The 24,000-nt window shown below is 56.7% G+C and carries 29 protein-coding genes; 27 read left to right on the top strand and 2 right to left on the bottom strand.

From position 1 onward, the window contains the following. The first annotated feature begins 143 nt into the window (after positions 1-143). The 5 genes from H8B22_RS12010 to H8B22_RS11990 all read left to right on the top strand — a co-directional run bounded on the left by H8B22_RS12010 (position 144) and on the right by H8B22_RS11990 (position 5,766). The gene (locus H8B22_RS12010; RefSeq protein WP_455423534.1) at positions 144-566 is read left to right on the top strand and encodes a DUF7684 family protein; all 423 of its coding nucleotides are present in this window, start codon (positions 144-146) and stop codon (positions 564-566) included. Between the two features lie 422 nt (positions 567-988). Then, a complete protein-coding gene (locus H8B22_RS12005) occupies positions 989-1,201 on the top strand; it encodes a hypothetical protein (protein WP_187711647.1) in 213 nt (70 codons plus the stop codon). A gap of 1,267 nt (positions 1,202-2,468) precedes the next feature. After that, entirely contained in the window at positions 2,469-3,269 is an 801-nt protein-coding gene (locus tag H8B22_RS12000) for a hypothetical protein (protein WP_208456896.1), read from the top strand. 420 nt (positions 3,270-3,689) lie between these two features. Then, positions 3,690-3,923, top strand: a complete 234-nt coding sequence (locus H8B22_RS11995; RefSeq protein ID WP_187711645.1) for a hypothetical protein — start codon at positions 3,690-3,692, stop codon at positions 3,921-3,923. A 1,486-nt stretch (positions 3,924-5,409) separates the two neighbouring features. After that, on the top strand, positions 5,410-5,766 hold the full coding sequence (locus tag H8B22_RS11990; RefSeq protein ID WP_187711644.1) for a hypothetical protein: 357 nt from the start codon (positions 5,410-5,412) through the stop codon (positions 5,764-5,766). A 761-nt stretch (positions 5,767-6,527) separates the two neighbouring features. On the opposite strand, the gene H8B22_RS11985 is transcribed toward H8B22_RS11990, so the two are convergent. Then, positions 6,528-6,719, bottom strand: a complete 192-nt coding sequence (locus H8B22_RS11985; RefSeq protein WP_187711643.1) for a hypothetical protein — start codon at positions 6,717-6,719, stop codon at positions 6,528-6,530. A 284-nt stretch (positions 6,720-7,003) separates the two neighbouring features. On the opposite strand from H8B22_RS11985, the gene H8B22_RS11980 reads away from it, so the two are divergent. From H8B22_RS11980 to H8B22_RS11885, 20 genes are all read left to right on the top strand, one after another. Next, a complete protein-coding gene (locus tag H8B22_RS11980) occupies positions 7,004-7,294 on the top strand; it encodes a hypothetical protein (protein WP_187711642.1) in 291 nt (96 codons plus the stop codon). Between the two features lie 77 nt (positions 7,295-7,371). Then, a complete protein-coding gene (locus tag H8B22_RS11975) occupies positions 7,372-8,214 on the top strand; it encodes a hypothetical protein (protein ID WP_187711641.1) in 843 nt (280 codons plus the stop codon). Positions 8,215-8,969: 755 nt separating this feature from the next. Further along, on the top strand, positions 8,970-9,344 hold the full coding sequence (locus tag H8B22_RS11970; protein ID WP_187711640.1) for a hypothetical protein: 375 nt from the start codon (positions 8,970-8,972) through the stop codon (positions 9,342-9,344). 479 nt (positions 9,345-9,823) lie between these two features. After that, complete coding sequence (locus H8B22_RS11965) at positions 9,824-10,147, top strand: hypothetical protein (RefSeq protein WP_187711639.1); 324 nt, start codon at positions 9,824-9,826, stop codon at positions 10,145-10,147. Between the two features lie 60 nt (positions 10,148-10,207). Further along, the gene (locus H8B22_RS11960; RefSeq protein ID WP_187711638.1) at positions 10,208-10,555 is read left to right on the top strand and encodes a hypothetical protein; all 348 of its coding nucleotides are present in this window, start codon (positions 10,208-10,210) and stop codon (positions 10,553-10,555) included. Between the two features lie 684 nt (positions 10,556-11,239). Beyond that, on the top strand, positions 11,240-11,533 hold the full coding sequence (locus H8B22_RS15005) for an SdpI family protein (protein ID WP_187711637.1): 294 nt from the start codon (positions 11,240-11,242) through the stop codon (positions 11,531-11,533). Between the two features lie 69 nt (positions 11,534-11,602). Then, positions 11,603-11,887 (top strand): hypothetical protein, encoded by a 285-nt coding sequence (locus H8B22_RS11950; protein ID WP_187711636.1) that lies wholly within the window; start codon positions 11,603-11,605, stop codon positions 11,885-11,887. A gap of 73 nt (positions 11,888-11,960) precedes the next feature. After that, complete coding sequence (locus H8B22_RS11945) at positions 11,961-12,386, top strand: MAPEG family protein (RefSeq protein WP_208456895.1); 426 nt, start codon at positions 11,961-11,963, stop codon at positions 12,384-12,386. A 59-nt stretch (positions 12,387-12,445) separates the two neighbouring features. Next, on the top strand, positions 12,446-12,769 hold the full coding sequence (locus tag H8B22_RS11940) for a hypothetical protein (RefSeq protein WP_187711635.1): 324 nt from the start codon (positions 12,446-12,448) through the stop codon (positions 12,767-12,769). 503 nt (positions 12,770-13,272) lie between these two features. Further along, positions 13,273-13,728, top strand: a complete 456-nt coding sequence (locus tag H8B22_RS11935; RefSeq protein ID WP_187711634.1) for a hypothetical protein — start codon at positions 13,273-13,275, stop codon at positions 13,726-13,728. A 59-nt stretch (positions 13,729-13,787) separates the two neighbouring features. Continuing rightward, the gene (locus H8B22_RS11930; protein WP_187711633.1) at positions 13,788-14,333 is read left to right on the top strand and encodes a hypothetical protein; all 546 of its coding nucleotides are present in this window, start codon (positions 13,788-13,790) and stop codon (positions 14,331-14,333) included. 594 nt (positions 14,334-14,927) lie between these two features. Continuing rightward, positions 14,928-15,242, top strand: a complete 315-nt coding sequence (locus tag H8B22_RS11925) for a hypothetical protein (protein ID WP_208456894.1) — start codon at positions 14,928-14,930, stop codon at positions 15,240-15,242. 57 nt (positions 15,243-15,299) lie between these two features. Then, positions 15,300-15,752, top strand: a complete 453-nt coding sequence (locus H8B22_RS11920) for a hypothetical protein (RefSeq protein WP_187711631.1) — start codon at positions 15,300-15,302, stop codon at positions 15,750-15,752. 57 nt (positions 15,753-15,809) lie between these two features. After that, entirely contained in the window at positions 15,810-16,265 is a 456-nt protein-coding gene (locus H8B22_RS11915) for a hypothetical protein (RefSeq protein ID WP_187711630.1), read from the top strand. Between the two features lie 17 nt (positions 16,266-16,282). Further along, positions 16,283-16,705 (top strand): hypothetical protein, encoded by a 423-nt coding sequence (locus H8B22_RS11910; RefSeq protein WP_187711629.1) that lies wholly within the window; start codon positions 16,283-16,285, stop codon positions 16,703-16,705. Between the two features lie 567 nt (positions 16,706-17,272). Then, on the top strand, positions 17,273-17,476 hold the full coding sequence (locus H8B22_RS11905; protein ID WP_187711628.1) for a hypothetical protein: 204 nt from the start codon (positions 17,273-17,275) through the stop codon (positions 17,474-17,476). Positions 17,477-17,576: 100 nt separating this feature from the next. Continuing rightward, the gene (locus H8B22_RS11900; protein ID WP_187711627.1) at positions 17,577-18,272 is read left to right on the top strand and encodes a hypothetical protein; all 696 of its coding nucleotides are present in this window, start codon (positions 17,577-17,579) and stop codon (positions 18,270-18,272) included. Between the two features lie 382 nt (positions 18,273-18,654). Then, positions 18,655-18,906: a hypothetical protein gene (locus H8B22_RS11895; protein ID WP_187713685.1), complete on the top strand. Its 252-nt coding sequence runs from the start codon at positions 18,655-18,657 to the stop codon at positions 18,904-18,906. Between the two features lie 57 nt (positions 18,907-18,963). After that, entirely contained in the window at positions 18,964-19,248 is a 285-nt protein-coding gene (locus tag H8B22_RS11890; RefSeq protein WP_187711626.1) for a hypothetical protein, read from the top strand. Positions 19,249-19,699: 451 nt separating this feature from the next. After that, complete coding sequence (locus H8B22_RS11885) at positions 19,700-20,242, top strand: hypothetical protein (protein WP_187711625.1); 543 nt, start codon at positions 19,700-19,702, stop codon at positions 20,240-20,242. A gap of 547 nt (positions 20,243-20,789) precedes the next feature. Here the strand turns inward: H8B22_RS11885 and H8B22_RS11880 are convergent. Continuing rightward, a complete protein-coding gene (locus H8B22_RS11880; RefSeq protein WP_187711624.1) occupies positions 20,790-20,972 on the bottom strand; it encodes a hypothetical protein in 183 nt (60 codons plus the stop codon). A gap of 1,516 nt (positions 20,973-22,488) precedes the next feature. Here H8B22_RS11880 and H8B22_RS11875 point away from each other — a divergent pair. Further along, positions 22,489-22,848, top strand: a complete 360-nt coding sequence (locus H8B22_RS11875) for a hypothetical protein (RefSeq protein WP_187711623.1) — start codon at positions 22,489-22,491, stop codon at positions 22,846-22,848. An 811-nt stretch (positions 22,849-23,659) separates the two neighbouring features. Further along, a complete protein-coding gene (locus H8B22_RS11870) occupies positions 23,660-23,977 on the top strand; it encodes a hypothetical protein (RefSeq protein WP_187711622.1) in 318 nt (105 codons plus the stop codon). The last annotated feature ends 23 nt before the right edge of the window (positions 23,978-24,000 follow it).

Below are 24,000 nucleotides of genomic sequence, written 5' to 3'. Positions count from 1 at the left end.
CATCCGGTCCGGTAAAGTTCTGGGCGGCGGCGGTGACCGTTCGGTCGTGGATACACCTCGGGCAGTCACCGCCTAACAATTCGTTCAACCCGAAAACCAATCGCTACGCGATTGTTTTCGGGTTAACTCAGGCGTTAGGCCTCATGCCAAGCACTCCCACTTACATACATCTCGCTCGCGGCTCAACCCCACCAGACTTGGGTGCCCGATCGCCATTCCGCGCCGTAGTAATAGCGGAGCAAGCCGTCCCGACGGACTGGCAAGATGAGGTGAGCGATTGGCTCGTCCGTTCCGGCTGCCTGTTTATGATGGCTTGGGGCTATGGCTGCAGCTCCTGGGACGATTCCGTAGATATGGCAAACCTTCGAGCTTTTGATTACGGCGACATCCCGGATGACCAATTTGTCATGACCTCATGGCACGAGAACGAATCACTATCCGAGGTCTTCTCTTTCGCAAAGCACCATGCTGATCACGGCGAGGTCGAGCTACAGCGGACGGTACTTGTGCATATTGCTGCTAGCTCCCAAGAGCCATCTCTGCTGCAGGTCTACAATGAGGCCTAACAATTCATTCAAGCCGAAGCCGCTTCGCGGCTCGGCTTAATTCAGGCGTTAGGCCGCTCAAAGCAGTCCGTTTCAACAGCTAGGTTGTTTGCGAACGCCACTCTCCTCGCCTAGCGACTCGTGCTTGCCTCGGCTCGCCGTTGCGCCCGAGATTTCATGCGGCACCTGCCGTCCCGGGCACTTTCGCTCCAGCCAGCGTTTCATCGCGCCACTTCCGTGTGGCGCCCGAGCCAATCGGCTTCACCGGGCAAGGCGTTGAGCCAGTCTGCCTCCCGGAGGTCCTCCCGCCTTGGTACATTGCGCCCTAACAATTCATTCAAGCCGAAGCCGCTTCGCGGCTCGGCTTAATTCAGGCGTTAGGCCCCGCAGGAGGCACCATGCGACGGAAAGGCAAAGTTGCTGCTATCAACCCCCATCGTGGCATGGTTGCTATCGCCACGGAGGACAGCGGTTTCACCATCATTGAGCTGACCTCCGGCTGGGACCTTGAGGTTGGGGATGTGATCACTTGGGCAAATGGTTATGGGCTCGGCTTCGAGACCTACGAGAACCTCACTCAGCAAACTAGTGAGGAGGTATTCGTGCAAAACCATGATGTCAACATTTCCAATCTTCGGGCTCAGTTGCTGCTGTGATGGCGGGGCCTAACAATTCATTCAAGCCGAAGCCGCTTCGCGGCTCGGCTTAATTCAGGCGTTAGGCCCCATGAAGGCTATCGAATTAATCAGCCAGAACCGTCGCTACCTGCTAGTCGCTGAGACGCTGTTCGCCACGGCGTTTCTTGCGGAGTTCCTCTACCCTCACCAACAAGGATCCATTCAGTCCGTTCCGGCGTGGGCCCTCATTCCGCCTCTCGGCACTTGGCTCTGTTTTATGCCGCTTTGGTACTTATCTTGGTTTGGGACAGCATCACCTTCACCCTTACGGTCAGCCAAACTCATCTTCTTTTGGCTCGGCGCAACCGGTTCGGTCCTCGTGTGGCTCAACATTCTTTGGTTTGCGTTCGGTTCCCGGCTGTAGCTGGGGCCTAACAATTCATTCAAGCCGAAGCCGCTTCGCGGCTCGGCTTAATTCAGGCGTTAGGCCTCAAGGGGGAGTACTCGTGTTCGTATATACACTCGTGATTACTGCCGGCTTGGGAGCGCTTTTCGCATCCGGCCTCCTGGTGCGTTATGCCTTCATTCGAGGCAATCGGCCCATGTGGAAATCCATTGCAATCTGCGTCTATGCAGTTGCTGCCTTCGCCGGCGCTATCAAGTTCTGTTACGACTTGGTGGTGCATAGAAACCTTTGGAGCGATGACTCGACTGCCATAGCTGTTCTCAACTTTGTTGGCGTTCTTATGATCAACTCCTACTCCTTGTTACTAACCGTCGCTGGATGTGCATCGATCTATTTGTCGTCAAAGTGGCGGGGCAATCAGGCAACTGACGTCACGTCGGTTGAGCCCTAACAATTCATTCAAGCCGAAGCCGCTTCGCGGCTCGGCTTAATTCAGGCGTTAGGTGCCGCAATGGACAGTCCGGCAAACGTTGTAAAGGCAGTGGAAGGCTTTGATTCCTGGAGCATGCCCTGGAAGTTTGTCCCTAGCGTTTCGGGCGCTTTGGCGTCGGACCCTGACGGTCGCACACTTCTAGAGCAGATATGGGCTGCCGCCTGTAATCGCGATATCTGGCTTTCCACTGATAACCTTGCGTCTGGTGCCGTCGCTGCTGAGGCCGCCCTCTCGGAACGCTTCCCGTGGCTATCACCACTGGCCTGCCAGCAACTCGCAAGAGGCGCGTCGTACCAGTGGCGCTAGCGTCACCTAACAATTCATTCAAGCCGAAGCCGCTTCGCGGCTCGGCTTAATTCAGGCGTTAGGCCTCTGGTGGATGACATCGTATGTCCAAGGAAAAACCCATGACCTCTGAGCTACCGAGGTTTCCTCCAGCAAAGGACTTCTGCCTTACTGTTCCTCTGTACGAGCAGTTTCAGTACGACGACGAGAAGCAGAATGGGTTCTTTTCGCTGGAACAGTTCGAGGGTACATTGGATTTCCACTGCCCAGAATGCGGGCAGCACAGCGTCTTTACTGCTAGAAAAAACAACTACAGTACAAACTCACACTACACCAATTACATCTTTTCCCTACTATTTCGCTGCTCACGGAATAATTCCCATCAAGCATTGTTTGCCTTTAGAGCGCACAAGGGCATTCTGCAAAAGATTGGGCAGATCCCATCGCTAGCCGACCTCGCACTACCGGATCTTCGTAAGTACCGCAAAGTGCTGGGGCCAGAGAGGTCCAAAGAGTTAACTCGAGCAATTGGCCTAGCCACACATGGAGTTGGCGTAGGTGCGTTCGTTTACCTCCGCCGCATCTTTGAGTCACTCATTGGCGACGCCCACAGCGTGGCCTCAACTGATGCCGGTTGGGACGAGGACGCTTATAGCCGGGCCCGTATGGACGAAAGGATTGGGCTCCTCAAGGACCACTTGCCAGACTTCCTCGTCCAAAACCGAAGCCTCTATGGCATTTTGAGCGTTGGCGTACACACGCTCTCCGAGGCTGAGTGCCTCAATGCCTTTCCCGCAGTTCGACTCGCTATCGAGTTGATACTAGACGACCTGCTTGAACAGCATGAGAGACAAGCCAAGCTCAAGTCCGCGGCAGAATCTATCGCCGCTCTAAAGGCGTCAGGTGGCCGGGCAGAGGCCTAACAATTCATTCAAGCCGAAGCCGCTTCGCGGCTCGGCTTAATTCAGGCGTTAGGCCGCTAATGAACACTTGCCGCTCGTGTGACTACTGGACAAACCCGCGCGGGTTTCAGCAGCCCGGCGATTACTATTGGACCCAGTTAAAGCTGCTGGAGTGGATTGGGCAGGGCAAGCTGGTTGTTATCTCTAGTGCAGGATTCCCGGCAAATGATGCAACCCCCGACAGTCGTCCAGCTCAGTCGCTCTCCGCCCTCTTCGAGTGCACGGACTGCCATCGGAAACTTGACCTGGTTTTGGACATCGACGCTTGTCGGGGCGGCCTGTTCGCGGCCTAACAATTCATTCAAGCCGAAGCCGCTTCGCGGCTCGGCTTAATTCAGGCGTTAGGCGCCATAACCACCTTCATCGCAGGGGACAAAGCTCATGATCTGGTGGATTCTTCTCATTGTTTCGGCAATTGCCCTGTTGGCCCACTGGGGCTCGCGAAACGCCGTTTGGGGCACCGCCACCATGGGCACCATCATTGGTGTCGTGATTGCAATCTTTAGGCCCGGTTTCGACTGGTGGATCGTGGGTAAAGCCTTAGTAATTGCAACGCTCATCGGCGTTGCGATTGAGTGGCTGCCACGTTTAGGCAAGAAAAGACCCGCCGCTTGAGGTCCTGCATCATGGCGCCTAACAATTCATTCAAGCCGAAGCCGCTTCGCGGCTCGGCTTAATTCAGGCGTTAGGCATCTATGACAGATTTCCAATATCCGGATGTAATCAATCCAGAGCTTGTTGGCACCTATTCGGCCTCCGCAAAAGCGGGTGGAGGTTACGTCTGGGATGCCGTTTTGGAGTATCGCGTCTGGTGCCATCCCGAGCACGGCGCACCTGACCTAGATGATGGGAGCGATTACTTCTACTCGTTCGAGTCTTACCAAGAGGCTCTAGAGTTCTCGCGTGATACCGCGGGTGCAGAAGAACCAATCGCGCTCATTCTTCAAGAAGAGTACATAGCGGAGCCTGAGCCAGGCCATTACATTCACATGCGGGAGCACCGCATTGCGGAGTGGCAAGTTGTCTGGCTTCAGCGTCCTCGACGCACCGCCAACACGATTCCACACTTCATGTCTCCGGACGCTCCGGCAAATCGGCTAGACATCATTCGCGGCCTAGCGCCTCGGATAGATGCCTAACAATTCATTCAAGCCGAAGCCGCTTCGCGGCTCGGCTTAATTCAGGCGTTAGGGCTCACTACAGATATGCGGCCACCCATAGTTCTTGACGAGCACGGAGACATCAGCCTCTTCCCATCAGCAGAGTCGGCCGCCCGCTACGTCGAGCCTACTGATGTTCGTAACGGTGAGTACGTCGCATACGACAGCTTTGGTTTCTTGCTTAGGTTGGTTCCAACTGAGCCAGTCGTAAGCATTTCTGGCTATCTGTCAGACCGGCCCCATCCGGCTCAACTGGAGCAGACGCTTCGCGCATTCGTAGAGCGGGCCTCTGGCGGCCCGGTCCCAGCGGAGGTAACGTCTCTTGAGGGGCTCCTGGCACTTTGCGTCCGCCAGTTCGGCTATACGGGGTGAGCCCTAACAATTCATTCAAGCCGAGGCCGCTTCGCGGCCCGGCTTAATTCAGGCGTTAGGCCTACTTGGAGATATCGGTGATTCGGACGTTAGTCATCCTCGCATCACTGGCACTTGGAGGATGCGCCTCGCTGCCACATGGCGCCGTGACGTGGCGCGGGCACACGGACGGTCGGATCAAAGTTCGGGTCACCTCGCTCTCGGCAGCACTCCCTGCCCAAGGTTGGCTGGTCGAGTCGGAACGAGATCAGGCAACAGGTTTTGTTAGCTTTACCAAGTGGGGCTCGGGCAACTTCCGCTACAAAAAGCAGGCCTATTTCCAAGTGAGAGATAAGTGGGAGCCCGAGGTCGCCTACATCGGGCGCTTCGATACCAGGGATGACTCCAGCGAGTTCTGCGCCGTCAATCCAGAGCACGGTGGGTTCCAGGAGGGCGACACAATTGTCATTACCAACTCATACGACTATTGCGCTCGGCTTACGCGGGAGTAGGCCTAACAATTCATTCAAGCCGAAGCCGCTTCGCGGCTCGGCTTAATTCAGGCGTTAGGCCACTTGGGAGAATCCGTTGTGAGCTATGGAGAAGCGGGATTCCTGCTCGGAGCCCTGCCCGGCGCGGCAATGGTGGTGCGCAACATGTGGTACGGCCGGTCGCTCCAAAAGCGAGTTGAGGCCGTGGCATGGAAAGAACACGCCTGGAATGACACTTTGAACCGTAGCGAGAAGCGCTTTCTCATGTCAGACCCCGGGCCCTACATTGGCCCTAACGACAGCCCTGAGATGGTTAAGGCGAAGCGCGAGCTGCTTGCAGCGCTGCCAGGCTTCCGCCGTCGTCACTGGATTTGTGGCGGCATAATGTTCGCAGGAGCTCTATTCGGCGTTCTCGCTGGCACCGCCATTGATTGGCACATCGCGGGCGTGGCCTAACAATTCATTCAAGCCGAAGCCGCTTCGCGGCTCGGCTTAATTCAGGCGTTAGGCATCACATGAAGCAATCGCGAGTTGCAAGACCAAAAGGCGAGCTCGAACGCGAGCTGCGCGAACAAATCGAGCTCCTAGAGCATGCCTGTACTTCGTATGATGCTGGCCTAGAAGCGATCGGCAAGCACATCGCGCTTTCCCTTCGTGTTCTACTCCATCACAAGGGAAACTCGCGATCGTTACTAGAGCAGCTCCAGCTCCGTGACGGATACTTTTACGACTCGGCCGGCGCGCTTAACCCCAGAAATCTCATTAGCGAGTGCAACTTAGTCATGATGAGGCTAGGATCTGACGGAGGCTTTTACCTGCCTCTCGTTGCTGCCGGCGAACCGCCCATTCCCCCTCGACTAGTTCGATTCGCTGAATGGTGGAATGAACCTGTTCTAAAAGACAGCAAGGGCAGGTTTCTCTGTCGTCGTGAGCTTATATGCAATGTTGCAGACACTGACGGTGGTGCTCACGTAGACCCAGAGCTGGAGGAGGCCTATATGGACCTATCGAGGAACAATTCGCTTGGCTGGGTTTTTCAGAGCAATGACATTACCGAGCCAATGAAAGGTCGTCCTGAGTTGGCCTGTATGCGACAGATAGCTCACGAGCTACTTCTAACTCTTCGTCGGCGCCATCCAAAGGCGTTTACCGCCGCCATTCCGGGGTGATGCCTAACAATTCATTCAAGCCGAAGCCGCTTCGCGGCTCGGCTTAATTCAGGCGTTAGGCGGTGCTGCGGGAGGTTCTATTTCCTCGCATGTTGCTTCGGTGAAATCACCGCGATCCTTAACGGTCGGCTCCGGTGAGCAGTCCTCAAGTTCGGCCATATCGTGACCGCCATCGCTTCGCCGCTCGTACTCGTACATCACCGCGCCCCAGTTTTCGGTGGCTTCGGGCACACCACGCATCCAGCGTTCCGGGTAAGGCCACAGGCGTTGAGGTTCCGGGAACCCACGCCGCCCGCTTACGCGCGCGGCTCACTCCATCGCAACTCAGCGCCGGTCGATGCCATCCCACGCCACCCGCTCCGCGCGTGGCTTCCGTCCTCGCTGCGTGTCGGCCCGGGCTTCGGGTAAATTGGCGGCCGGCGGCGGTGAGTCGGTCGGCCTGGGCTCCTCGGGCAGTCACCGCCTAACAATTCATTCAAGCCGAAGCCGCTTCGCGGCTCGGCTTAATTCAGGCGTTAGGGCTCATGTCCGACATCACCAAAAAGTCCAACAAGAAGCTGTATCGCCTGTGGGCATTGCCGCTGCTCGCACTCGGCGTTCGTTTCTTCGTTGAAGCTATACACGATGGGTCAGTACGATCCGTGCTTTTCTGCATTAGCGCTTTCCTCATTGGCGCTTACGCTTTTCGACACAATTTGTTCGATAGTTCACCAGAAGCCTTTGATCCAAAGCACATTGGCCCAAGATGGGTAGCAGTGCTTGTCATCGCTGCAGTGCTGCTGTTTTCAGCTGGCATCATCAAGCTACTAGCATGAGCCCTAACAATTCATTCAAGCCGAAGCCGCTTCGCGGCTCGGCTTAATTCAGGCGTTAGCTTTCTTGGGAGGGGACAATGAGGCTCGCAGCACTGCTTTCACTACTCACCATTTCGTTCGCAAGTTTCGCGAATCCGGTCGAGGTTGGCGGAGTATCAATAGAGATTCCAACTCCGCCCGGATTCGCTCGGGTCACCCCAGAAATGACTGGGGTTGTGGAACTGCAAAAAAACTTCGTCCCGCCAACTAACCAGCAGCTCGCTTCGTTCATCTCTCAAAGCGACGCACCAACAGCGCTCGAGGGAGAGATTCCTGACCTTACTAGGCGATTCACGGTTCAGGTCGCAAAGAAAATTTCAGATCACCCACTCACTAGTGAGGAGTTCGCACAGCTAAAGCAAATGTATAAAGCGGAGGGGGAGCAACGGATTGAGCAACTAAAGGGTCAATTTTCTCAGTTTTTTGCAGATGCGAGCAAAGGCGTATCCCGGCAACTGGACACAGATGTTGTAATTAGTGCCGGCGGAGTAGTTCCTTTGCCATATCATTTCGAGAGTGATCGCATTTTTTCGGCATCTATGCTGATGAAAAGCGACATTCGCTCCCAATCTGGCCAAACCTTTTCGGAGGTCATCGCGGCCACCACCACTCTCATACACGTAAAGGACCGACTACTTTTCCTCTACGTGTACGGAGGCAAAGAGGATTTGGACTGGACCCGGGCGCGTTCCAAAGAATGGGCAGAGACAATACTCACTTCAAATCCTGGCACATCCTCCGCATCAACAGCCACGAGTCGTTTCACGCAACACTCCGGCATTGACTGGGATCGAGTCATTTCTAAGTCTATCGGCGGAGCCTTCATTGGCCTCATTGCAGGCCTAATCGCGTGGCTCACACGACGTCGCAAAGAAAGCTAACAATTCATTCAAGCCGAAGCCGCTTCGCGGCTCGGCTTAATTCAGGCGTTATACGGTGCTGCAATAGCATTGCCGTAGTTGCTCCTTCGGCCAAAGTGCCGCGATCTTTCACGGTCGGCTCCGGTCAGCGTTCCCTACCTCACCTGCTTCGGCTTGTTCATCGCTTCGCCGCTCGCGCTCTTACCGCAGCGTGCTCCGACCAAGGCGGCTTCGGTGGCTATACGCTCCAAGGTTTCCGGGTAATGCGCTGCCCTGCTGCGGCTGGTAGTGTTTCGGCTCTGGAGCGGTTTCCCGTGGCCATGCCGGTGTAGGTCGTCGGTATCTCGGGCAGTCACCGCATAACAATTCGCTCATGCCGAAGCCGCTTCGCGGCTCGGCAAGCTCAAGCGTTAGGCGTGGGCCAAAAGCGATAGTGGTCACACCGCGGCTGCGGTCTCGCGGGTAAGGCACAACAGCTCGCACTCGCCCTTCTCTCGTTCGCGCCGCAGGCTGTCGGTGGCAATGGCTTAGCCTGAGATCGCCGGTCCGTCGCTACCGTCGGCTCTCGGGCAGTGGGCCCAGAGTTGTCGCGTTTGCGCCATCGGCTCCGGATACACGCGGCCCCTCACCTGCCGCCGGCTTACGGTGAGTGATTACCAGCTCTTCGGTCTCTGTCGCCCGTTGCACTGCGTCGCTGCGCTCATTACCGTGGCGCCTAACAATTCATTCAAGCCGAAGCCGCTTCGCGGCTCGGCTTAATTCAGGCGTTAGCACCCATGTCGAAATTTATCGCACCACTTGCAATGAGCCTTGTCGCTGCAGGCTGCGTGACGACGGAGCCCAATAGAGTGGGTGGAAGCAGAGTCGGTGAAGAGTTCACCACTCAACAAGAGGTGGTGACGTATGAATGCGCAGACCCTTTCGACAAAAACAAAAAGGCAATCTGTCTTAAGCTGCTCACCGACATTACCCATGGCGACAAGGTCTTAGACAGAATCGATTCTGGGACGAAAATCCACGTTTCAAGATTCAAGAAGTGGAGTGGATGGAACGTCTCTTTCAATGTTGCATATGTCCAGATCTCGGGATCATATCGCGAACTGATGGTTGCAAACTTAGATAGGCTGCGAGGCTCAAGCAATGGGCGCTAACAATTCATTCAAGCCGAAGCCGCTTCGCGGCTCGGCTTAATTCAGGCGTTAGGCCCCACATGAGAGTTTCTCTCCTATCTGCAGCAGTGCTCCTCGCAGGCTGCGCAAGCACCCCAGAGTCAGCCGGCCTGTGCAACATCTATCCGGTCAATGGCAGCCGCTCTCCCCTGGGACTAGTTCGCCTGCCAGATGAACTGGCCGGAGAGCTTATCCGCCAACTTCCACAAGAAGATCAGCACCGCTACATTTGCTGGTACTCGAAAGGCGGCGAGCTCGTTGTTAGTGAGCGCCGTAATCCGGACAGCTTCGTCTATGCATACAGATTTATCTGGCAAGGCTCTTCCTGGGTGCGGGCCAACGAACTCCCCGAGGCTGTGGCACCACCTCGTACTATTCAATAGCCGGGTGGGGCCTAACAATTCATTCAAGCCGAAGCCGCTTCGCGGCTCGGCTTAATTCAGGCGTTAGAGCGCTCGGAAATGTCACAGGCAACCAAAGTTCTTCTTCTCATAGCCAGCTTCCTTCCGGTCCTGGCTGCGCACGTCTTTGCCTTCCTGCTCCTCTCACAGCAGGCGGGTGAACGTTCCTGGCTAGATGGCCATTTTGGTCAGCTAGTTTTTGCGCTTGCGGCCTTTCAGTTCGGTATTGCCGCCTTCTTTACTTGGCACCTAAAAAACCGATCATCCGCCCCAAAAGAGCAGCATCGTGACTGGATGCTTCAGTTCTTCTTCCTTCCGAGCCCGCTTGGCGTTGTTAGCTACTGGTACAAGCACATCTGGCGGGCAAATGGGCACGCGCTCTAACAATTCATTCAAGCCGAAGCCGCTTCGCGGCTCGGCTTAATTCAGGCGTTAGGCCCCTCAATGAACCTTGACGAGTTGGAGCAGCAGATTCGAGCCATATCCGCCGACCCGGCGGTGCATGGCGTCGCGAGTCAGCTCGCTGCCTGGAAAGACAGTTCGGCTACGGCTGACGAGCTTTCCATAGCTATGGAGCGCTACATCGGCAATGTCTGGATTGGCTCCGACCAAGATCATGACCGGGTTTATTCGCTCTGGTCAGCCTTCCGGAAAGAATCGATAGAGACCATTCGTGGCATGACAATGAATGAGAGGCTCTATTCGTTTGGCTTGCTTGATCGGTTCTATGCTCTGCAAGGTGATAGTGATAGGCAGGCCTTGTACGCCAAGCTTCACGCGGGCGGGGCCTAACAATTCATTCAAGCCGAAGCCGCTTCGCGGCTCGGCTTAATTCAGGCGTTATACGGCATCGGGTTGAGCACTCTCGTTGCTGTTCCTTCGGCAACACTTCGGCACCGTGGAGCATCGGCTCCGGCCAGCCCTCCCTACTCTTCCCGCAACCGGCCAGACTCTCGCTTCGCCCTCGGCGCTGAGGCCCCACGTGCTCCGGCTAGCGATGGCTCCGGTTACACCTCGCGCCAAGGGTTCTCGCCAAAGCCCATGGGCCCCGACAGGTGATAGCCTTTTGCCATCGGAGGGTTCGGGGAGGCTCCGGCATAAGGTCTGGCAACCGGTTGCTGCAGCCGCTCCCGTATAACTCCTCATTCAAGCCGAAGCCGCTTCGCGGCTCGGCTTAATTCAGGCGTTAGGCCGCACCAAAACCTGTTCCATCTCGGGCTTTGGCTTCGGCAGGGTTTTCGGGGTTGTGTCTGCATCGCTTCGTCCGGCATCGCGCATCAAGCGCTCCGGGTAAAGCGCCGCGTCGGGGAAGCTGTTCTGTCATCGGCTTACGGGCCGTTCCGCTGATAGTCTTTCGGTAAGGCCACAGTCGGTCAGTTCTCGGGTTGGCTGCGGCCTAACAATTCATTCAAGCCGAAGCCGCTTCGCGGCTCGGCTTAATTCAGGCGTTAGGCGGCATAGGGAGATCACGGCGACATGAAGGCCCAGCTCACCGCAGCCCTCTTCTTCTGCGCACTCGGTGTCTTGCTAATCCTTAAGGCCATTCCTCCCAATCGCTGGTTCGGCCTTCGCACAACTCGCACTCTTGCGGACCCGGCAGTTTGGTATCGCGCTCATCGAGCCTATGGCTGGTTATTCCTCGCCATCGGGCTTGTGGCTGCAACCTTGGGTCTGTGGCCTACTACGCCCGTGCACCCGGCCTGGGGACTCGTCGGAGTGCTCGTCCTGGCGTCGGCAACGATACTCGTGTATCGCCGATATGCCGCCTAACAATTCATTCAAGCCGAAGCCGCTTCGCGGCTCGGCTTAATTCAGGCGTTAGGCAACATGGAGGGGTACATGCCCGCGGTGACAGTGGCTCTATCCACACTCAATCTGTTGTCTGCCGTGGGCGCCTTTGTGGCCGCCTATTTCTGGTACCGCTCGGCCACCTTGCGCGTGCTCTACGATCCAACCAAGGACAACGGTTCCGCTGGGATAATCATCGATGAGGGTGGAAAGCACTACGACTTCTTTACAACAGGAGTGGCCCGGGATGCTGCTAGTCGTAAGGGAGCAATGTTTGCGGCTATCGCTGCCCTTCTTCAAGGCATCGCGCTCGCATATGGCGGGCTTGTTGCCTAACAATTCATTCAAGCCGAAGCCGCTTCGCGGCTCGGCTTAATTCAGGCGTTAGGCCGCAGGAGACAGCGCATTGGTGTCTGCAACCATTACGTCAAATCCGCTGATCGTTCCTATGGCGGCACACGTTGCGCTGGTCGCCTTTCTGTACGTGATTCTTACTGTTGCTCGCGCACCAGCAATCTGGGGCATTGGCCGTCGTAATGACGGGAGCAATCCTTGGGCAAGTCTTGAGCCTCGCATCAGTGCAAACTTGTCCAACCAGTTTGAGTGGCCCCTCCTCTTCTACGTCGCGTGCCTGATCCTTCTTCAAGCGCAGCCCATCCCCCTGGCAGTTGGACTGGCATGGATCTTTGTTGGCGGCCGAATCTTCCACAGCCTCATCCAAGTTCTAACTCGCAATGTTCGCCTTAGGGGCATTGTTTTCACGATCAACTTCATTGCCGTACTTGGGCTTTGGGCAATAATCGTCGCAGGTTACTGGCACGGGCCAGCGGCCTAACAATTCATTCAAGCCGAAGCCGCTTCGCGGCTCGGCTTAATTCAGGCGTTAGCCCGCTCATGAACTACACCTGCACGTTTTGCGGAAAAAAAGCACGGATCAGCTGGCGCGCGCTGGCTTTCCCGGAGTTGGTATTTCGTTCCATATATCTGCCGTGCGGGCATCGCAGCTATGAATTCCCTGCCCTGTGGCAGATGTTTACTCGGCCGGTCAGCCTGCTCTCAGGCATTGTCACTTTCCTGTGGCTCCAAGAACCCAATCCGTCTATGGGCGCAACTCTCTTTGGCGCTGTCCTCGGCATCATCGTCTGCAGTGCCGTTTGCTTTTCACTGAACTGGTTATTCTTAGCGGCAGTTGCCCAGCGTCATCGGGCAGCGGGCTAACAATTCATTCAAGCCGAAGCCGCTTCGCGGCTCGGCTTAATTCAGGCGTTAGGCGGTGCTGCGGGAGGTTCTATTTCCTCGCATGCTTCTTCGGAACGTTCCCGGCGACGTCATCGGCCGGCTCCGGTGAGTCCTCGTTGGCAGCCCCGCACGTTGAGTTGATCGGCCGCTCCGGCCCTGTCGCTCGTCGTCGCTGCGATCATTCGTTGGGCTCCGCTCCGGCATTCGCCCGTGCATCACGGGCAACCACGCCACCCGCTTACGCGCGTGGCTCACATGGCAGGCGCTCACTTCCCGTTTGCTCCGGGCCTTCGGTCCGCCACCCGCTCCGCGCGTGGCTGGTCGGCGGCCACCGGAGAGTGCGACCGTCAAGGGCGTTGACCTTCGGGTAAGGTGTTGTCGGGTCGGCGGTTCGGTCTGAGTTTCCCGGGCCAGACACCGCCTAACAATTCATTCAAGCCGAAGCCGCTTCGCGGCTCGGCTTAATTCAGGCGTTAGGTGCCATGAGAAAGATTCTCGCCGCCTTGCTTCTTTCAGTCGTTTCACTAAGTTCCAACGCGCATGAGTTGCCTTCGGCCTTGGGGGATTCTGTGCAAGTCTCTTCCAATGGCGGATCAACAACGGTTGAGTACTGCCCGGACAACACCTGTGAGGTGTTCACGCTATCCGGCGCATCGGCATCGCTTCCCATCCAGGATTTTGCGTTCGTCTACCTGTTCGGCGTCTCGGAGTACATCTACCTGGAGCCGTTCCAGTCCAATGAGTCCTCCCCTGCCGTTCAAGCTGTTCTTGCCCGCTACCGGAGTGACTGCCCTCAACAGTCCGCCCGCACGGCGGCACGGTGCATAGTGAGCCTTCTGGCCAAACGGCACGCCATCCAAGCTAGCTTCGTCCGCTACGATGAAGGTGAGCGCAATGTGGTGCCCATTTCCCCGGCAGGCTACCGGCATGGCACCTAACAATTCATTCAAGCCGAAGCCGCTTCGCGGCTCGGCTTAATTCAGGCGTTAGACCTGCAATGACAGATTCCAGCGATCTCAAAGAAGAAGCATCAAGGCACGTGGCGCGCCAGCTGCTCTACCTGTCTTCGGCAAAATCTTCGGCGGTAGTTGATTCGTTCTTAAGTTGGCTGCTGGCTGGAACAGGCGCAGCACTTGGCTTGGTCGTAAGCAATCTTGGCGAGTTGCAGCCCTACATCTCAAGCTCATCGGTTGGTTGCGCCGCCTTGCTCTTCTTAGCTGCCGCATTCCCAGCAGTGCTGCAAAAATACATCTCATCTGTCGTCGTCGGCAGCGGGGAGGCGGTAGAAAAAGCCGCTGAACTAGCGGAGAAGGCAAGCGTCACATACGAAGATTTGGATTTTTCAATTGTTCAAGCCGAGATTGAAAAATCAACGCTGCCAACTACCCGCTTTCTTAAGTGGGTCGCTCGGAAAGTCTTCAAAGATCCGGACCTGGCCAGAAACACCGCTCGCGTGACTCAGATTCAATGGTTGCTAGCTATCATTTCAACCATTCTTCTGCTCGCTTCCATCGCCGCGCTGGTTCTTGGGTTGCAGGTCTAACAATTCATTCAAGCCGAAGCCGCTTCGCGGCTCGGCTTAATTCAGGCGTTAGCCCTCGTATGAAGCTCCCCGTGACCATTGCCCTACTCGGCTTGATCTTCTTCCCCGGTGTGGCGTCGGCTTCCTGGTTTGAGTTCTGCGACCTTAAAGGAACCATAGAACGGGCGGAGTTGATTCCATCCAATCGCGCCCGCGTCTATGAGCTGGATGTACGCATTTCCTCTGCAGACCGAGCCAAGGTGAATGGCGATCAGAGTTATGTTGACTGCCATGGCCACTTGGGCGAGATACTTACAATCAAGTTGCAGTTACCCCGAAAGATTGGTCGTCCCTCTCTTGGGGACCAAGTATTCTTTAGCCGTAGTGCCGTCGATGGTATTGGGCCAGACGGATTCGAGAGAACCCATGTACAGGTACGTCTCCTCGAGTACGTCAAAGCTGCGCCATCCCGTCCCGAGGGCTAACAATTCATTCAAGCCGAAGCCGCTTCGCGGCTCGGCTTAATTCAGGCGTTAGGCCCAAGATCATTCACCCGTGAAGTTCAAGCTAATCAAGTCAATGGCTCACAATTGGACCCATTCGTTCATGAGTGGCATGAACTACATCAATGGCGACTTTGTGTTCGAGGACTTGTACCAGCTCGCGCGCGATCGAAAAGGCCAAAAGGTCATAGTCACCTGGATCCCTGAGCGTCCCGAGGAGCTGTTCGGCCTGACGCCTCGAGTACGGGAATCGCTCAAGTACTATCGCAAGTCCCTGCCCGAGCACCTCAGCCGGCATAAGATCGAGCCCTCCGCAATCGCTGAGATGCGCACGGAGGTTTATGTGGCGGACAATCACCGGATGTACGTACGGTCCTACGTGCTAGACAGCCGTGGCAAAGAGCATGTTCAGTTCGTTTGGGCCTAACAATTCATTCAAGCCGAAGCCGCTTCGCGGCTCGGCTTAATTCAGGCGTTAGCCCCCATGCCCCACTCCCGTCGCGCCATCGCCGAGATGATTCTGTTTGGCGTTCTTGCCGCGCTTGTCGTAGCCGCCATTACCTACTTTCAGCATCACGACCGGGCGAAGGTTGCTGAGCTTTCCGCCTCGCCCGTCTCGATCAATGGTTACATCACGGAAACGCAATGCAATAACCACCGCCAGGTCAGCTACAAATATTCCCTGGCCGGAACGGAGTATTCGGACACTGCGCACTGCGTGGAGAGCTGCGAAACAGCTAAGCCGGGTGACATCGTCAAGGTTCTGTATGCGGCAAATAACCCAGAAAACTTCTCTTGCCTGCCTATTTCCGTGCTTCAAGGCCGGGCGGAGGGGGATCCGGATTTCAAATGGCTTCTCGCCATGATCATCATGGTCTACGGAATCGCTCGCGCGGTGCTTTCAGATGAGGCGCGAGCAGCCCAGAATGGGGGCTAACAATTCATTCAAGCCGAAGCCGCTTCGCGGCTCGGCTTAATTCAGGCGTTAGCGCCCTTGATCAAGTACAGCCAATATTTTGCGTATTCAATGCTAGCTACTTTGGCGGGCTTGCCCGTGGGGTGCGTCGTTGGCGGACTGTTGACCGGCTTCTATGCGCTGCTTGCCGATACTGGCAACCTCAGTCAGTTCCCAAAGGCGTTCGCTTTCGGACTATTCGTGGCAATGGTCGCAGCATTTATTGGCATTCTTCCCAGTTTCCTTTATGGCGCGCCTTTCTATGCGCTCCTGTCCAAACACAAAGTGGCTAATGGATTGACGGCTTCATTAATTGGCGTCACTCCTGGTTTGCTGGTCCTGCCGTTCGAGCCAAACATAGCTGTGCTCGTCCTCTTGTTCGGAGGGTGCGTTTCTCTTACCACGCATCTTTTTGCAAAGCGTCGTTTGGCGCAGTTGGCCGGCACGGGCGCTAACAATTCATTCAAGCCGAAGCCGCTTCGCGGCTCGGCTTAATTCAGGCGTTAGGCCGCATGGACGGATACTGGTTTACATCGACCTTGTTTGAGATCGAGCCCGGCGAGGACGAGGAGATCAACCCTCGCATGTATGGCCGTCAACTCGCTGCGTGGCTCAAGACGCAACTCGAACAGCGTGGCTACGACATCGAGCCAGTAATTGCGGAGGACTGGGGGCGCTGCCTTATGTGTTCCCGCGAGCCATTCACGCTTTGGGTTGGCTGCGGCAGCGTCGTGGACTATGGCACGGCATCACATGATGATCCGCCCCCTGCTAAAGAGAATGTAATCTGGCACTGCTTCCCAATGGCGGAGGTCCCATTCTGGAAACGCATCCTCAAAAGGCCGGATACTTCCACCCAAGTTTCAAGGCTTGACGCCGATTTGCGCGCAATCCTCAACGGCGAGCCCACCATCACCCTGGTCGCACAGCCCTAGCAGTGCGGCCTAACAATTCATTCAAGCCGAAGCCGCTTCGCGGCTCGGCTTAATTCAGGCGTTAGGCCGCTTACAAACATGCCAATTGTTCTCCGAATCAAAGCTGCCTTTGCGATCTTAGTCATCGTTGGCCTAGTCCTTGGCATCGTTGCAATGCTTACCTCCTCCGCTGCTTTAATCACAGCGTTCTTCTCTCCTTTGTTTGCAATTCCAGCCTTTGCCATCGCATATCTGATATCCCCGCTAGTCACATCCCTTCTTCCATATAGGCGTCGCACTGGCGGGAGCGAAACTCAGTGACCACCGGCATACTGGTATCGAGTTGGGCTGCCACGCGGCCTAACAATTCATTCAAGCCGAAGCCGCTTCGCGGCTCGGCTTAATTCAGGCGTTAGGCCGCTCATGGCAAATCCATCGCAACTCAAAGAGATTGCCCAAGAGCTCCGGCGGCTGCAGCAGTCCTCCCCTGTATCCCACGACGGCTTAGACAGTTGGTACGCGGCTGGGCGTCGGTTCGTTGAATGGCAACACTCCACATTTCCGGATGTACAGTTGCCACCGCGCGTCATGTTCTACCTGCACGACGCTGACATTCGGGTCAAAGATCCCGAGTACCGGAAAGAGCAAGATGAGGCTCTTGGCGAGATTATTGCCAGTCTGGAGCGAGGGATTGTTCCCGAGCCGTCCGGGCGAACCATTACCGTGCATCCGCGCTGGCTTGGCGCCATAACCTTGGTGATACTTGCCGTCGTCGTTTGGGTCGCCCGGTGACGCGGCCTAACAATTCATTCAAGCCGAAGCCGCTTCGCGGCTCGGCTTAATTCAGGCGTTAGGCGGCAAAAGACACATCATCGAAACTGGAGGGGGAGCAATGAGCGTCATCCGCAACACTCTCGCAGCTACGACCATCGGATTACTCGTCGCGGCGTGCGGCCAAACGGACGTGGCACCGCCACAGTCAGTTGCCACTCCCGCACCAGCATCAACTCAGGCAAGACCCGCGCCCGCCGCATTCGACGGAACCGTTACGTTATCGGCACGCCTGGATGGTGGATCTAAACCGGCTGTTGTTGGTTTAACAAATCTACCCGACGGCACAGTGCTGATGGTTTCACTGTCCCGCAAGCAGAGCTCTTTCTTAGCGCAGGACAAAACGACGGTCTCTGGCGGAGCGTTTCGTGCGGGGCCATTCTCGCAGCAAGGCTCTGATCTAAATCCCGGCAAGTACACCATTGACATTGGCAGTCCATTGGCGGCGCTGCAACCCGCTAGTGTCCAATCTGCCATTGGCGACAATGGCTCAAACTTAAAGGGCCCGCTTACTGGCCCATCGCCTGTCGGCGGCACCGTCGTTGACTACTCAACTCAAGTAGCTATTGGCGGCACCGCTGACGCAGATCTCGATGCCGCGGCACGAGACAAGGCAAAGAAGGACCTGCATCAGTGGTATATCGACTCATGCGATGATCGTTGCCGCATCGTCAAAGGTGTTGCTGTCAAGCAGGGCAAGCAATTCGACCGAGACGCTTGCTATCAGCAATGCTTGGCTGAGATTCCTGCTCAGTAATCGTAGCCAGGCGGCGCGGGTTTGCCGCCTAACAATTCGTTCAAGTGGAAGCCGCTTCGCGGCTCCACTTAACTCAGGCGTTATACGGTGCTGGGATCGGCATTGCTGCGGGCCGTTCCTTCGGCCTGGCTTCCGCGATCGTTGAGAGTCGGCCATCCATAGCGTCCGGGTAATTCCCTCCCCTTCGGTTACATCACGCGCCACGGGTTCCGGGTAGAGCCTCGTCCGGCAACTTGCTACCGTATCGGTCAACCGTGGGGTACGGCCTCCTTCGCTTTAAGTCGGCAGCATCTTGGCCAGCCCCGCATAACAATTCGTTCAAGCCGAAGTTGCTTCGCAACTCGGCTTAACTCAGGCGTTAGGCCTGTTTGGAGAGACTGTAATGGACAAAGATCAAGCCAATGCCGCGTCCGACGCACTGATGGCACCCACCAAAGCGGCGCAGACTCGTCAAACTGAGCGCGTTCTCGCTAACCCCGCGAAACCCACATGGCGTGTGATCGGTTTTGGCCTTATAGGCGGTGGTGTCGGCACGGCGATCGGTGCCGGTAGTGGCCACGGGGTGCTCTATGGTTCCGTTGGCTTTGCCATTGGCGTGGCATTGGGCACTGCAGCAGCTCGGCGCCAGCCCTAACAATTCATTCAAGCCGAAGCCGCTTCGCGGCTCGGCTTAATTCAGGCGTTAGGCCCCGTGATCATTTCCTTTGAAGGTCCAACATTCTTTGCTGCGGCAGATGAGGACTGCTTCTTTCGTTGGCTGGCCTCATTGCCCGGATACAAAGACATTCGCGGTGCCGGCACTACCCTTGAGCTGACGTTAGATGGCCCGGTGGAGTCAGATACCGTGCTGCAACTGCTCGTGATATTCCGGCGCTGGCTGATCGACATCACTCCTTTGCTGCCTCTACGGTCGCAAGAGACAAGCTACTTGTCGCTCTGGGATACTTCCCTTTGGGGCGCCGGGCACGGGCCCTAACAATTCATTCAAGCCGAAAACCAATCGCTACGCGATTGTTTTCGGCTTAATTCAGGCGTTAGGCGGCAAAGAGCCTTCTTCGGCGGGTAAGGCGCCTACTCCATCGCTACTTGCAGGTCTGTCGCGTAAGCCGGCCCGCACTTCAGCACTCTCGCTCCATCACGCCGTCCGCTCCCAGCATTGCGGTCCTGTTGGTTACTCGCGACGCGCACGGCTGCATTATCGCCGTTGCAGTTGTCCAAAGCCCGCGCATCTCACGCCGCCCGCTACGCGCGCGGCTTACCTTCTGGCAAACTCGCCCTGCCCGGCTTCGGCCGGCAAAAGACAAGGCGGCGTCTGGGCTTGTGAGTTCAAGCGAGTTGGTTCAAGTGTTCTTGCAGTTGCGGCCGCCTAACAATTCGTTCAAGCCGAAGCCGCTTCGCGGCTCGGCTTAACTCAGGCGTTAGGCCACATGAGAAAGATTGCCGCAATCCTAGTTCTCTGGCTCATGGCGGGAGCAGCCTCTGCTCATAAGGATCGCATCCTGCCGATCGCTCCAGATGGCACCCTAGGCGTAGTCCCCGCGACCTACGGTCCCGTCAAAGTGCACATCTCTCGCGCACCGAAAAATCCTGCGACACTGACGCGAGTAGCGGTGTCTTCACCGCGTTTTAATATCGTGCTCAATGAGTGCATTGTCAGCAAACTAAAGCACATCACCCATATCCAGGCGAGTGGCTCTTGGTACCACACCCGCGGCGATACTCCTCCTTACGCCACGCTGACTTTTTACAGTGGCGCATACGACCCACGCCGTCCAACCAATGACTACTACTCGGTCACCTTCTCACTTCTCGACGGACGCATCTTGATGGGCCAGCGAGCTTGGGATCCGCTCATGGGTTCTTGGCGTACGCAATACATAGACCCGGCCGACAAATGCTCACACTGGAGGCACCTGGGCATGTGGCCTAACAATTCATTCAAGCCGAAGCCGCTTCGCGGCTCGGCTTAATTCAGGCGTTAGGCCCTTGAACCGACTCACCTGGCTTCTGGTAATCCTCTCTTTAGCTGGCTGCGCCACCCCGCACCCCATTGATGCGGCCGACTGCGCCAAGTCTGGAGGCTCGTTGATGCGGGTCACTCAGCTCATTGAGGTCTGCCAATGGCCATCTGGAGATGCTGGGCGGGCCTGCACTTCGAGCTCACAGTGCCAAGGCTACTGCGAGCTAGCGTCGGAGCACTGGAAAGAGCAAGGGTCGGGTGTGCGCGTCTTGGAGGTGCCAGCTAGTGGTGTTTTTCGCGGCATCTGCACGGCCTACCGGCCCAGCAAGCCCAACTGCGGCTTTTCCGTTGAGAATGGTCGTCTAAAGCAGTGGCCCTGCGTTGACTAGGCAAGGGCCTAACAATTCATTCAAGCCGAAGCCGCTTCGCGGCTCGGCTTAATTCAGGCGTTAGGCCGCATGACAAACTACTCGTACGCCTTAGCTTGGAAAGACTACCGTCGGCGTGTTCTGTGGTTCTTTTTGGCATGGCTTGGTGGATTTGGCGCGGTCGCAGCGCTAGTGGTTGCGCTTTCCCTTCTGCATGCGCCCGATTGGGTGGGCCTGGTCCTTGGCTTCATTTGGATGGCTACCTTTGCGTTCGCCGGGTTCCATCTCCAACGGTTTCGTTGTCCCCGCTGTAAAGAGTTCTTCTTCTTCCAAACTTTCAGCTACTGGCCGTTCGCCCGCATGTGCCGTCATTGCAACCTCCCGAAGTGGCAGCAATGATTGGTGTGGCGTCGGGGCTGCGGCCTAACAATTCATTCAAGCCGAAGCCGCTTCGCGGCTCGGCTTAATTCAGGCGTTATACGGTGCTGGGTCTGCATTGCCGTCGCTCGCTCCTGGGCAACAACCCCGCATCGTTGAGGCCTAGCTCCGGCAAGTTGCCTTCAGTGACAAGGCGTCGGCAACTCCCCCGCTCCGGCCTAGACCTGACAGCCCATCGCACTCGACTCGCTTGCGGCTCCGGAGCCACTTCGCCTTTGGGCGTCCGGGTACAGCGTGGTCCGGCAAGCTGGTACCGTATCGACCCATCGAGTTATTCGGAGCGCTTCGGCCAGGCCATGCCAGCATCGTCGCCAGCCCCGCATAACTACGCACTCAACCCGAAGCCGCTTCGCGGCTCGGGTTACCTTGAGCGTTAGGCACCTATGGCGAGCGCAACGGCACATCGGGCAGCGTACACAGCGATCGGAATCCTCCTCGCGTTCTTCGTCGTATGGCTCGCCACAGCCTCGGCGTACTGGACTAGTCCAATATCGTTGCATCGACCTTGGACGGAGATCGGGCGCTTTACCGGCTTAGCAATTGGCATTCTTGCCATTGCCATGTGGCCCTTTAAGACCATGGGGGCGCGGATCGTAAGCATGATTGTTCTTGGTATGCTTCTTTACGTGGCACTACTGTTTACCGGCCTACTGACAGCCTGCAGTTATGGTGACTGCTTGTAACCGGTGCGGTGCCTAACAATTCATTCAAGCCGAAGCCGCTTCGCGGCTCGGCTTAATTCAGGCGTTAGGCCTATGCTCAAGATCCTCGCAATCTTGCTTGCAACTCTCTCAGCGTCTTGCGCGGCTACGCCGCCGAGGAACACCTCCTGCCTGTCTATGGATGGCGGATTTCGCGTTACGGGTCGCTCCTACTCAGTCGACGAGCTTGAGGCTATTGGGACGGCTTTCGCGGCGCGAAATCCTGCTGTCCCTCAGGTTCCATTCGCTTACGGAAACCGCCAATGGAATCATATGAAAGCCTTGATGCAGCCTGGGGATAAACTACGCGAACTGGACAATCCCATGGTCGGCCCTGGCCTGCCGTTGCCAGATGGATACGTTCTTGTCCGTGGCAAGTGTGTCATCGCAATGCTTAGTCTTTTCGCGGCATAGGCCTAACAATTCATTCAAGCCGAAAACCAATCGCTACGCGATTGTTTTCGGCTTAATTCAGGCGTTAGGCCGCACCAAAGCCTGTTCCATCTTGGGCTTTGGCTTCGGCTGGTTTCTCGGGGTTGTAATTGCATGGCTCCGTCCGGCATCGCGCATCAAGCATTCCGGGTAAAGCGCCGTGTCGGGGTAGCGGTTCTGTCATCGGCTCACGGGCCGTTCCGCTGATAGTCTTTCGGTAAGGCCACAGTCGGTCAGTTCACGGGTTGGCTGCGGCCTAACAATTCATTCAAGCCGAAGCCGCTTCGCGGCTCGGCTTAATTCAGGCGTTAGGCCGCATGTACGGATTCCCTGCTGACCTAGATCTTTCTCCCGCGCTGGGACAAGAGACCACGCAACTTTGCGTTGGCCCCTACGATCTTCAGTTCTCCTTCGGCACCGTCGCATTTGCAATTCAGTCCAAGGTAGAGATATGGCGCGGCGGCGACCCGGCCGGAATCTGGGAGGCCGGCGGCTGGCCTGATCCGGCGTTCTATCAAGTGCTCAACACGGCCTTACTGGCCTTTGCCGTACTAGATCCAAAGCGCCTTAGCCTTCGGCTTGCCAACGGGCTAGAGTTGCTCCTGCTCGACACTTCGGAGCAGTACGAGTCCATGCAGATCTACGTAGGCGGGCTGGATGGCGCACACATCATCTAGGCTGCGGCCTAACAATTCATTCAAGCCGAAGCCGCTTCGCGGCTCGGCTTAATTCAGGCGTTAGGCCGCACCAAAACCTGTTCCATCTCGGGCTTTGGCTTCGGCGGGGTTTTCGGGATTGTGCTTGCATCGCTTCGTCCGGCATCGCGCATCAAGCGTTCCGGGTAAAGCGCCGCGTCGGGGTAGCGGTTCTGTCATCGGCTCACGGGCCGTTCCGCTGATAGTCTTTCGGTAAGGCCACAGTCGGTCAGTTCGCGGGTTGGCTGCGGCCTAACAATTCATTCAAGCCGAAGCCGCTTCGCGGCTCGGCTTAATTCAGGCGTTAGGGGCCATAGGATGTTTCCCGGAGTTCACGACAGCGAGGTAATCGCTTACTCGGTAGATTCGCGCACGTCGGAGCTGGTGCTAACGTTGGCGCCCGGCACGGGCTCTGCGCCTGACACCTTCCGCCTCGTGTTTCGCGGCGTCGTTGCGCACCAGTTCCTCTACCCACTCATTCCCTCCGTTGTGCTGAGCCTTGCAGAGAGCCCTGCCGAGCAGCTCTTACATAGAGAATGGGCTAACCTTTCCGAGGGGCACCGACTGTGTGGCTGGCCTGGCCCTTGGGCGGCATCCTTAGACGCAGCCACTTCGTTCTGCATTTCTCAGAGTGTTAGGGCCTACGAGCTAGATCAGTCTTACGGAATGTCCGGCTGGGTTTTGGCTCGGTCCGTTGAGGTCGTCGGTGGCCCCTAACAATTCATTCAAGCCGAAGCCGCTTCGCGGCTAGGCTTAATTCAGGCGTTAGGCCGCGCGAAACACCGAGGTAGGTATGGCTGTCTTGTTCTTGTTTCTGTTCTTCTTCGCGTTCGCCTTGACGATCGTCTATATATTTGCCGTTTCGAGACTACGAGCCCAGTTGGAGCAGAAGGCTCCTGATTACTGGAGTCGCATCGGACGGGCCACGACCTTCGGCAAGGGCCAGGCACTAGGCATCATCAATAACCTTTACACCCGCGAAATGTCTGAGGTGTGCGGGGGCATGGGTGCATCAAGTTGGCTGGGGTCAGTCAGATGGTTGTTCCCCATCACGATGGTGTTGAACACTGGAGTAATCCTGCTCATTGCTAGGCTGCATGCCCAAGGGTAATCGGGCGCGGCCTAACAATTCAT

This window comes from Lysobacter terrestris (genome assembly GCF_014489475.1).
GTDB classification, from domain to species: domain Bacteria; phylum Pseudomonadota; class Gammaproteobacteria; order Xanthomonadales; family Xanthomonadaceae; genus Agrilutibacter; species Agrilutibacter terrestris.
Note: the sequence above shows the minus strand (reverse complement) of the source record. Positions and strands in the feature narration are given on the sequence as shown.

Bases quoted from the DNA above. Each gene is read 5' to 3' on its own strand.
- H8B22_RS12010 (WP_455423534.1), top strand. From the start codon at position 144: ATGCCAAGCACTCCCACTTACATACATCTCGCTCGCGGCTCAACCCCA.
- H8B22_RS12005 (WP_187711647.1), top strand. From the start codon at position 989: ATGGTTGCTATCGCCACGGAGGACAGCGGTTTCACCATCATTGAGCTG.
- H8B22_RS12000 (WP_208456896.1), top strand. From the start codon at position 2,469: ATGACCTCTGAGCTACCGAGGTTTCCTCCAGCAAAGGACTTCTGCCTT.
- H8B22_RS11995 (WP_187711645.1), top strand. From the start codon at position 3,690: ATGATCTGGTGGATTCTTCTCATTGTTTCGGCAATTGCCCTGTTGGCC.
- H8B22_RS11985 (WP_187711643.1), bottom strand. From the start codon at position 6,719: ATGCGTGGTGTGCCCGAAGCCACCGAAAACTGGGGCGCGGTGATGTAC.
- H8B22_RS11980 (WP_187711642.1), top strand. From the start codon at position 7,004: ATGTCCGACATCACCAAAAAGTCCAACAAGAAGCTGTATCGCCTGTGG.
- H8B22_RS11975 (WP_187711641.1), top strand. From the start codon at position 7,372: ATGAGGCTCGCAGCACTGCTTTCACTACTCACCATTTCGTTCGCAAGT.
- H8B22_RS11970 (WP_187711640.1), top strand. From the start codon at position 8,970: ATGTCGAAATTTATCGCACCACTTGCAATGAGCCTTGTCGCTGCAGGC.
- H8B22_RS11965 (WP_187711639.1), top strand. From the start codon at position 9,824: ATGTCACAGGCAACCAAAGTTCTTCTTCTCATAGCCAGCTTCCTTCCG.
- H8B22_RS11960 (WP_187711638.1), top strand. From the start codon at position 10,208: ATGAACCTTGACGAGTTGGAGCAGCAGATTCGAGCCATATCCGCCGAC.
- H8B22_RS15005 (WP_187711637.1), top strand. From the start codon at position 11,240: ATGAAGGCCCAGCTCACCGCAGCCCTCTTCTTCTGCGCACTCGGTGTC.
- H8B22_RS11950 (WP_187711636.1), top strand. From the start codon at position 11,603: ATGCCCGCGGTGACAGTGGCTCTATCCACACTCAATCTGTTGTCTGCC.
- H8B22_RS11940 (WP_187711635.1), top strand. From the start codon at position 12,446: ATGAACTACACCTGCACGTTTTGCGGAAAAAAAGCACGGATCAGCTGG.
- H8B22_RS11935 (WP_187711634.1), top strand. From the start codon at position 13,273: ATGAGAAAGATTCTCGCCGCCTTGCTTCTTTCAGTCGTTTCACTAAGT.
- H8B22_RS11930 (WP_187711633.1), top strand. From the start codon at position 13,788: ATGACAGATTCCAGCGATCTCAAAGAAGAAGCATCAAGGCACGTGGCG.
- H8B22_RS11925 (WP_208456894.1), top strand. From the start codon at position 14,928: ATGAACTACATCAATGGCGACTTTGTGTTCGAGGACTTGTACCAGCTC.
- H8B22_RS11920 (WP_187711631.1), top strand. From the start codon at position 15,300: ATGCCCCACTCCCGTCGCGCCATCGCCGAGATGATTCTGTTTGGCGTT.
- H8B22_RS11910 (WP_187711629.1), top strand. From the start codon at position 16,283: ATGGACGGATACTGGTTTACATCGACCTTGTTTGAGATCGAGCCCGGC.
- H8B22_RS11905 (WP_187711628.1), top strand. From the start codon at position 17,273: ATGTTCTACCTGCACGACGCTGACATTCGGGTCAAAGATCCCGAGTAC.
- H8B22_RS11900 (WP_187711627.1), top strand. From the start codon at position 17,577: ATGAGCGTCATCCGCAACACTCTCGCAGCTACGACCATCGGATTACTC.
- H8B22_RS11895 (WP_187713685.1), top strand. From the start codon at position 18,655: ATGGACAAAGATCAAGCCAATGCCGCGTCCGACGCACTGATGGCACCC.
- H8B22_RS11885 (WP_187711625.1), top strand. From the start codon at position 19,700: ATGAGAAAGATTGCCGCAATCCTAGTTCTCTGGCTCATGGCGGGAGCA.
- H8B22_RS11880 (WP_187711624.1), bottom strand. From the start codon at position 20,972: ATGACGGCACATGCGGGCGAACGGCCAGTAGCTGAAAGTTTGGAAGAA.
- H8B22_RS11875 (WP_187711623.1), top strand. From the start codon at position 22,489: ATGTACGGATTCCCTGCTGACCTAGATCTTTCTCCCGCGCTGGGACAA.
- H8B22_RS11870 (WP_187711622.1), top strand. From the start codon at position 23,660: ATGGCTGTCTTGTTCTTGTTTCTGTTCTTCTTCGCGTTCGCCTTGACG.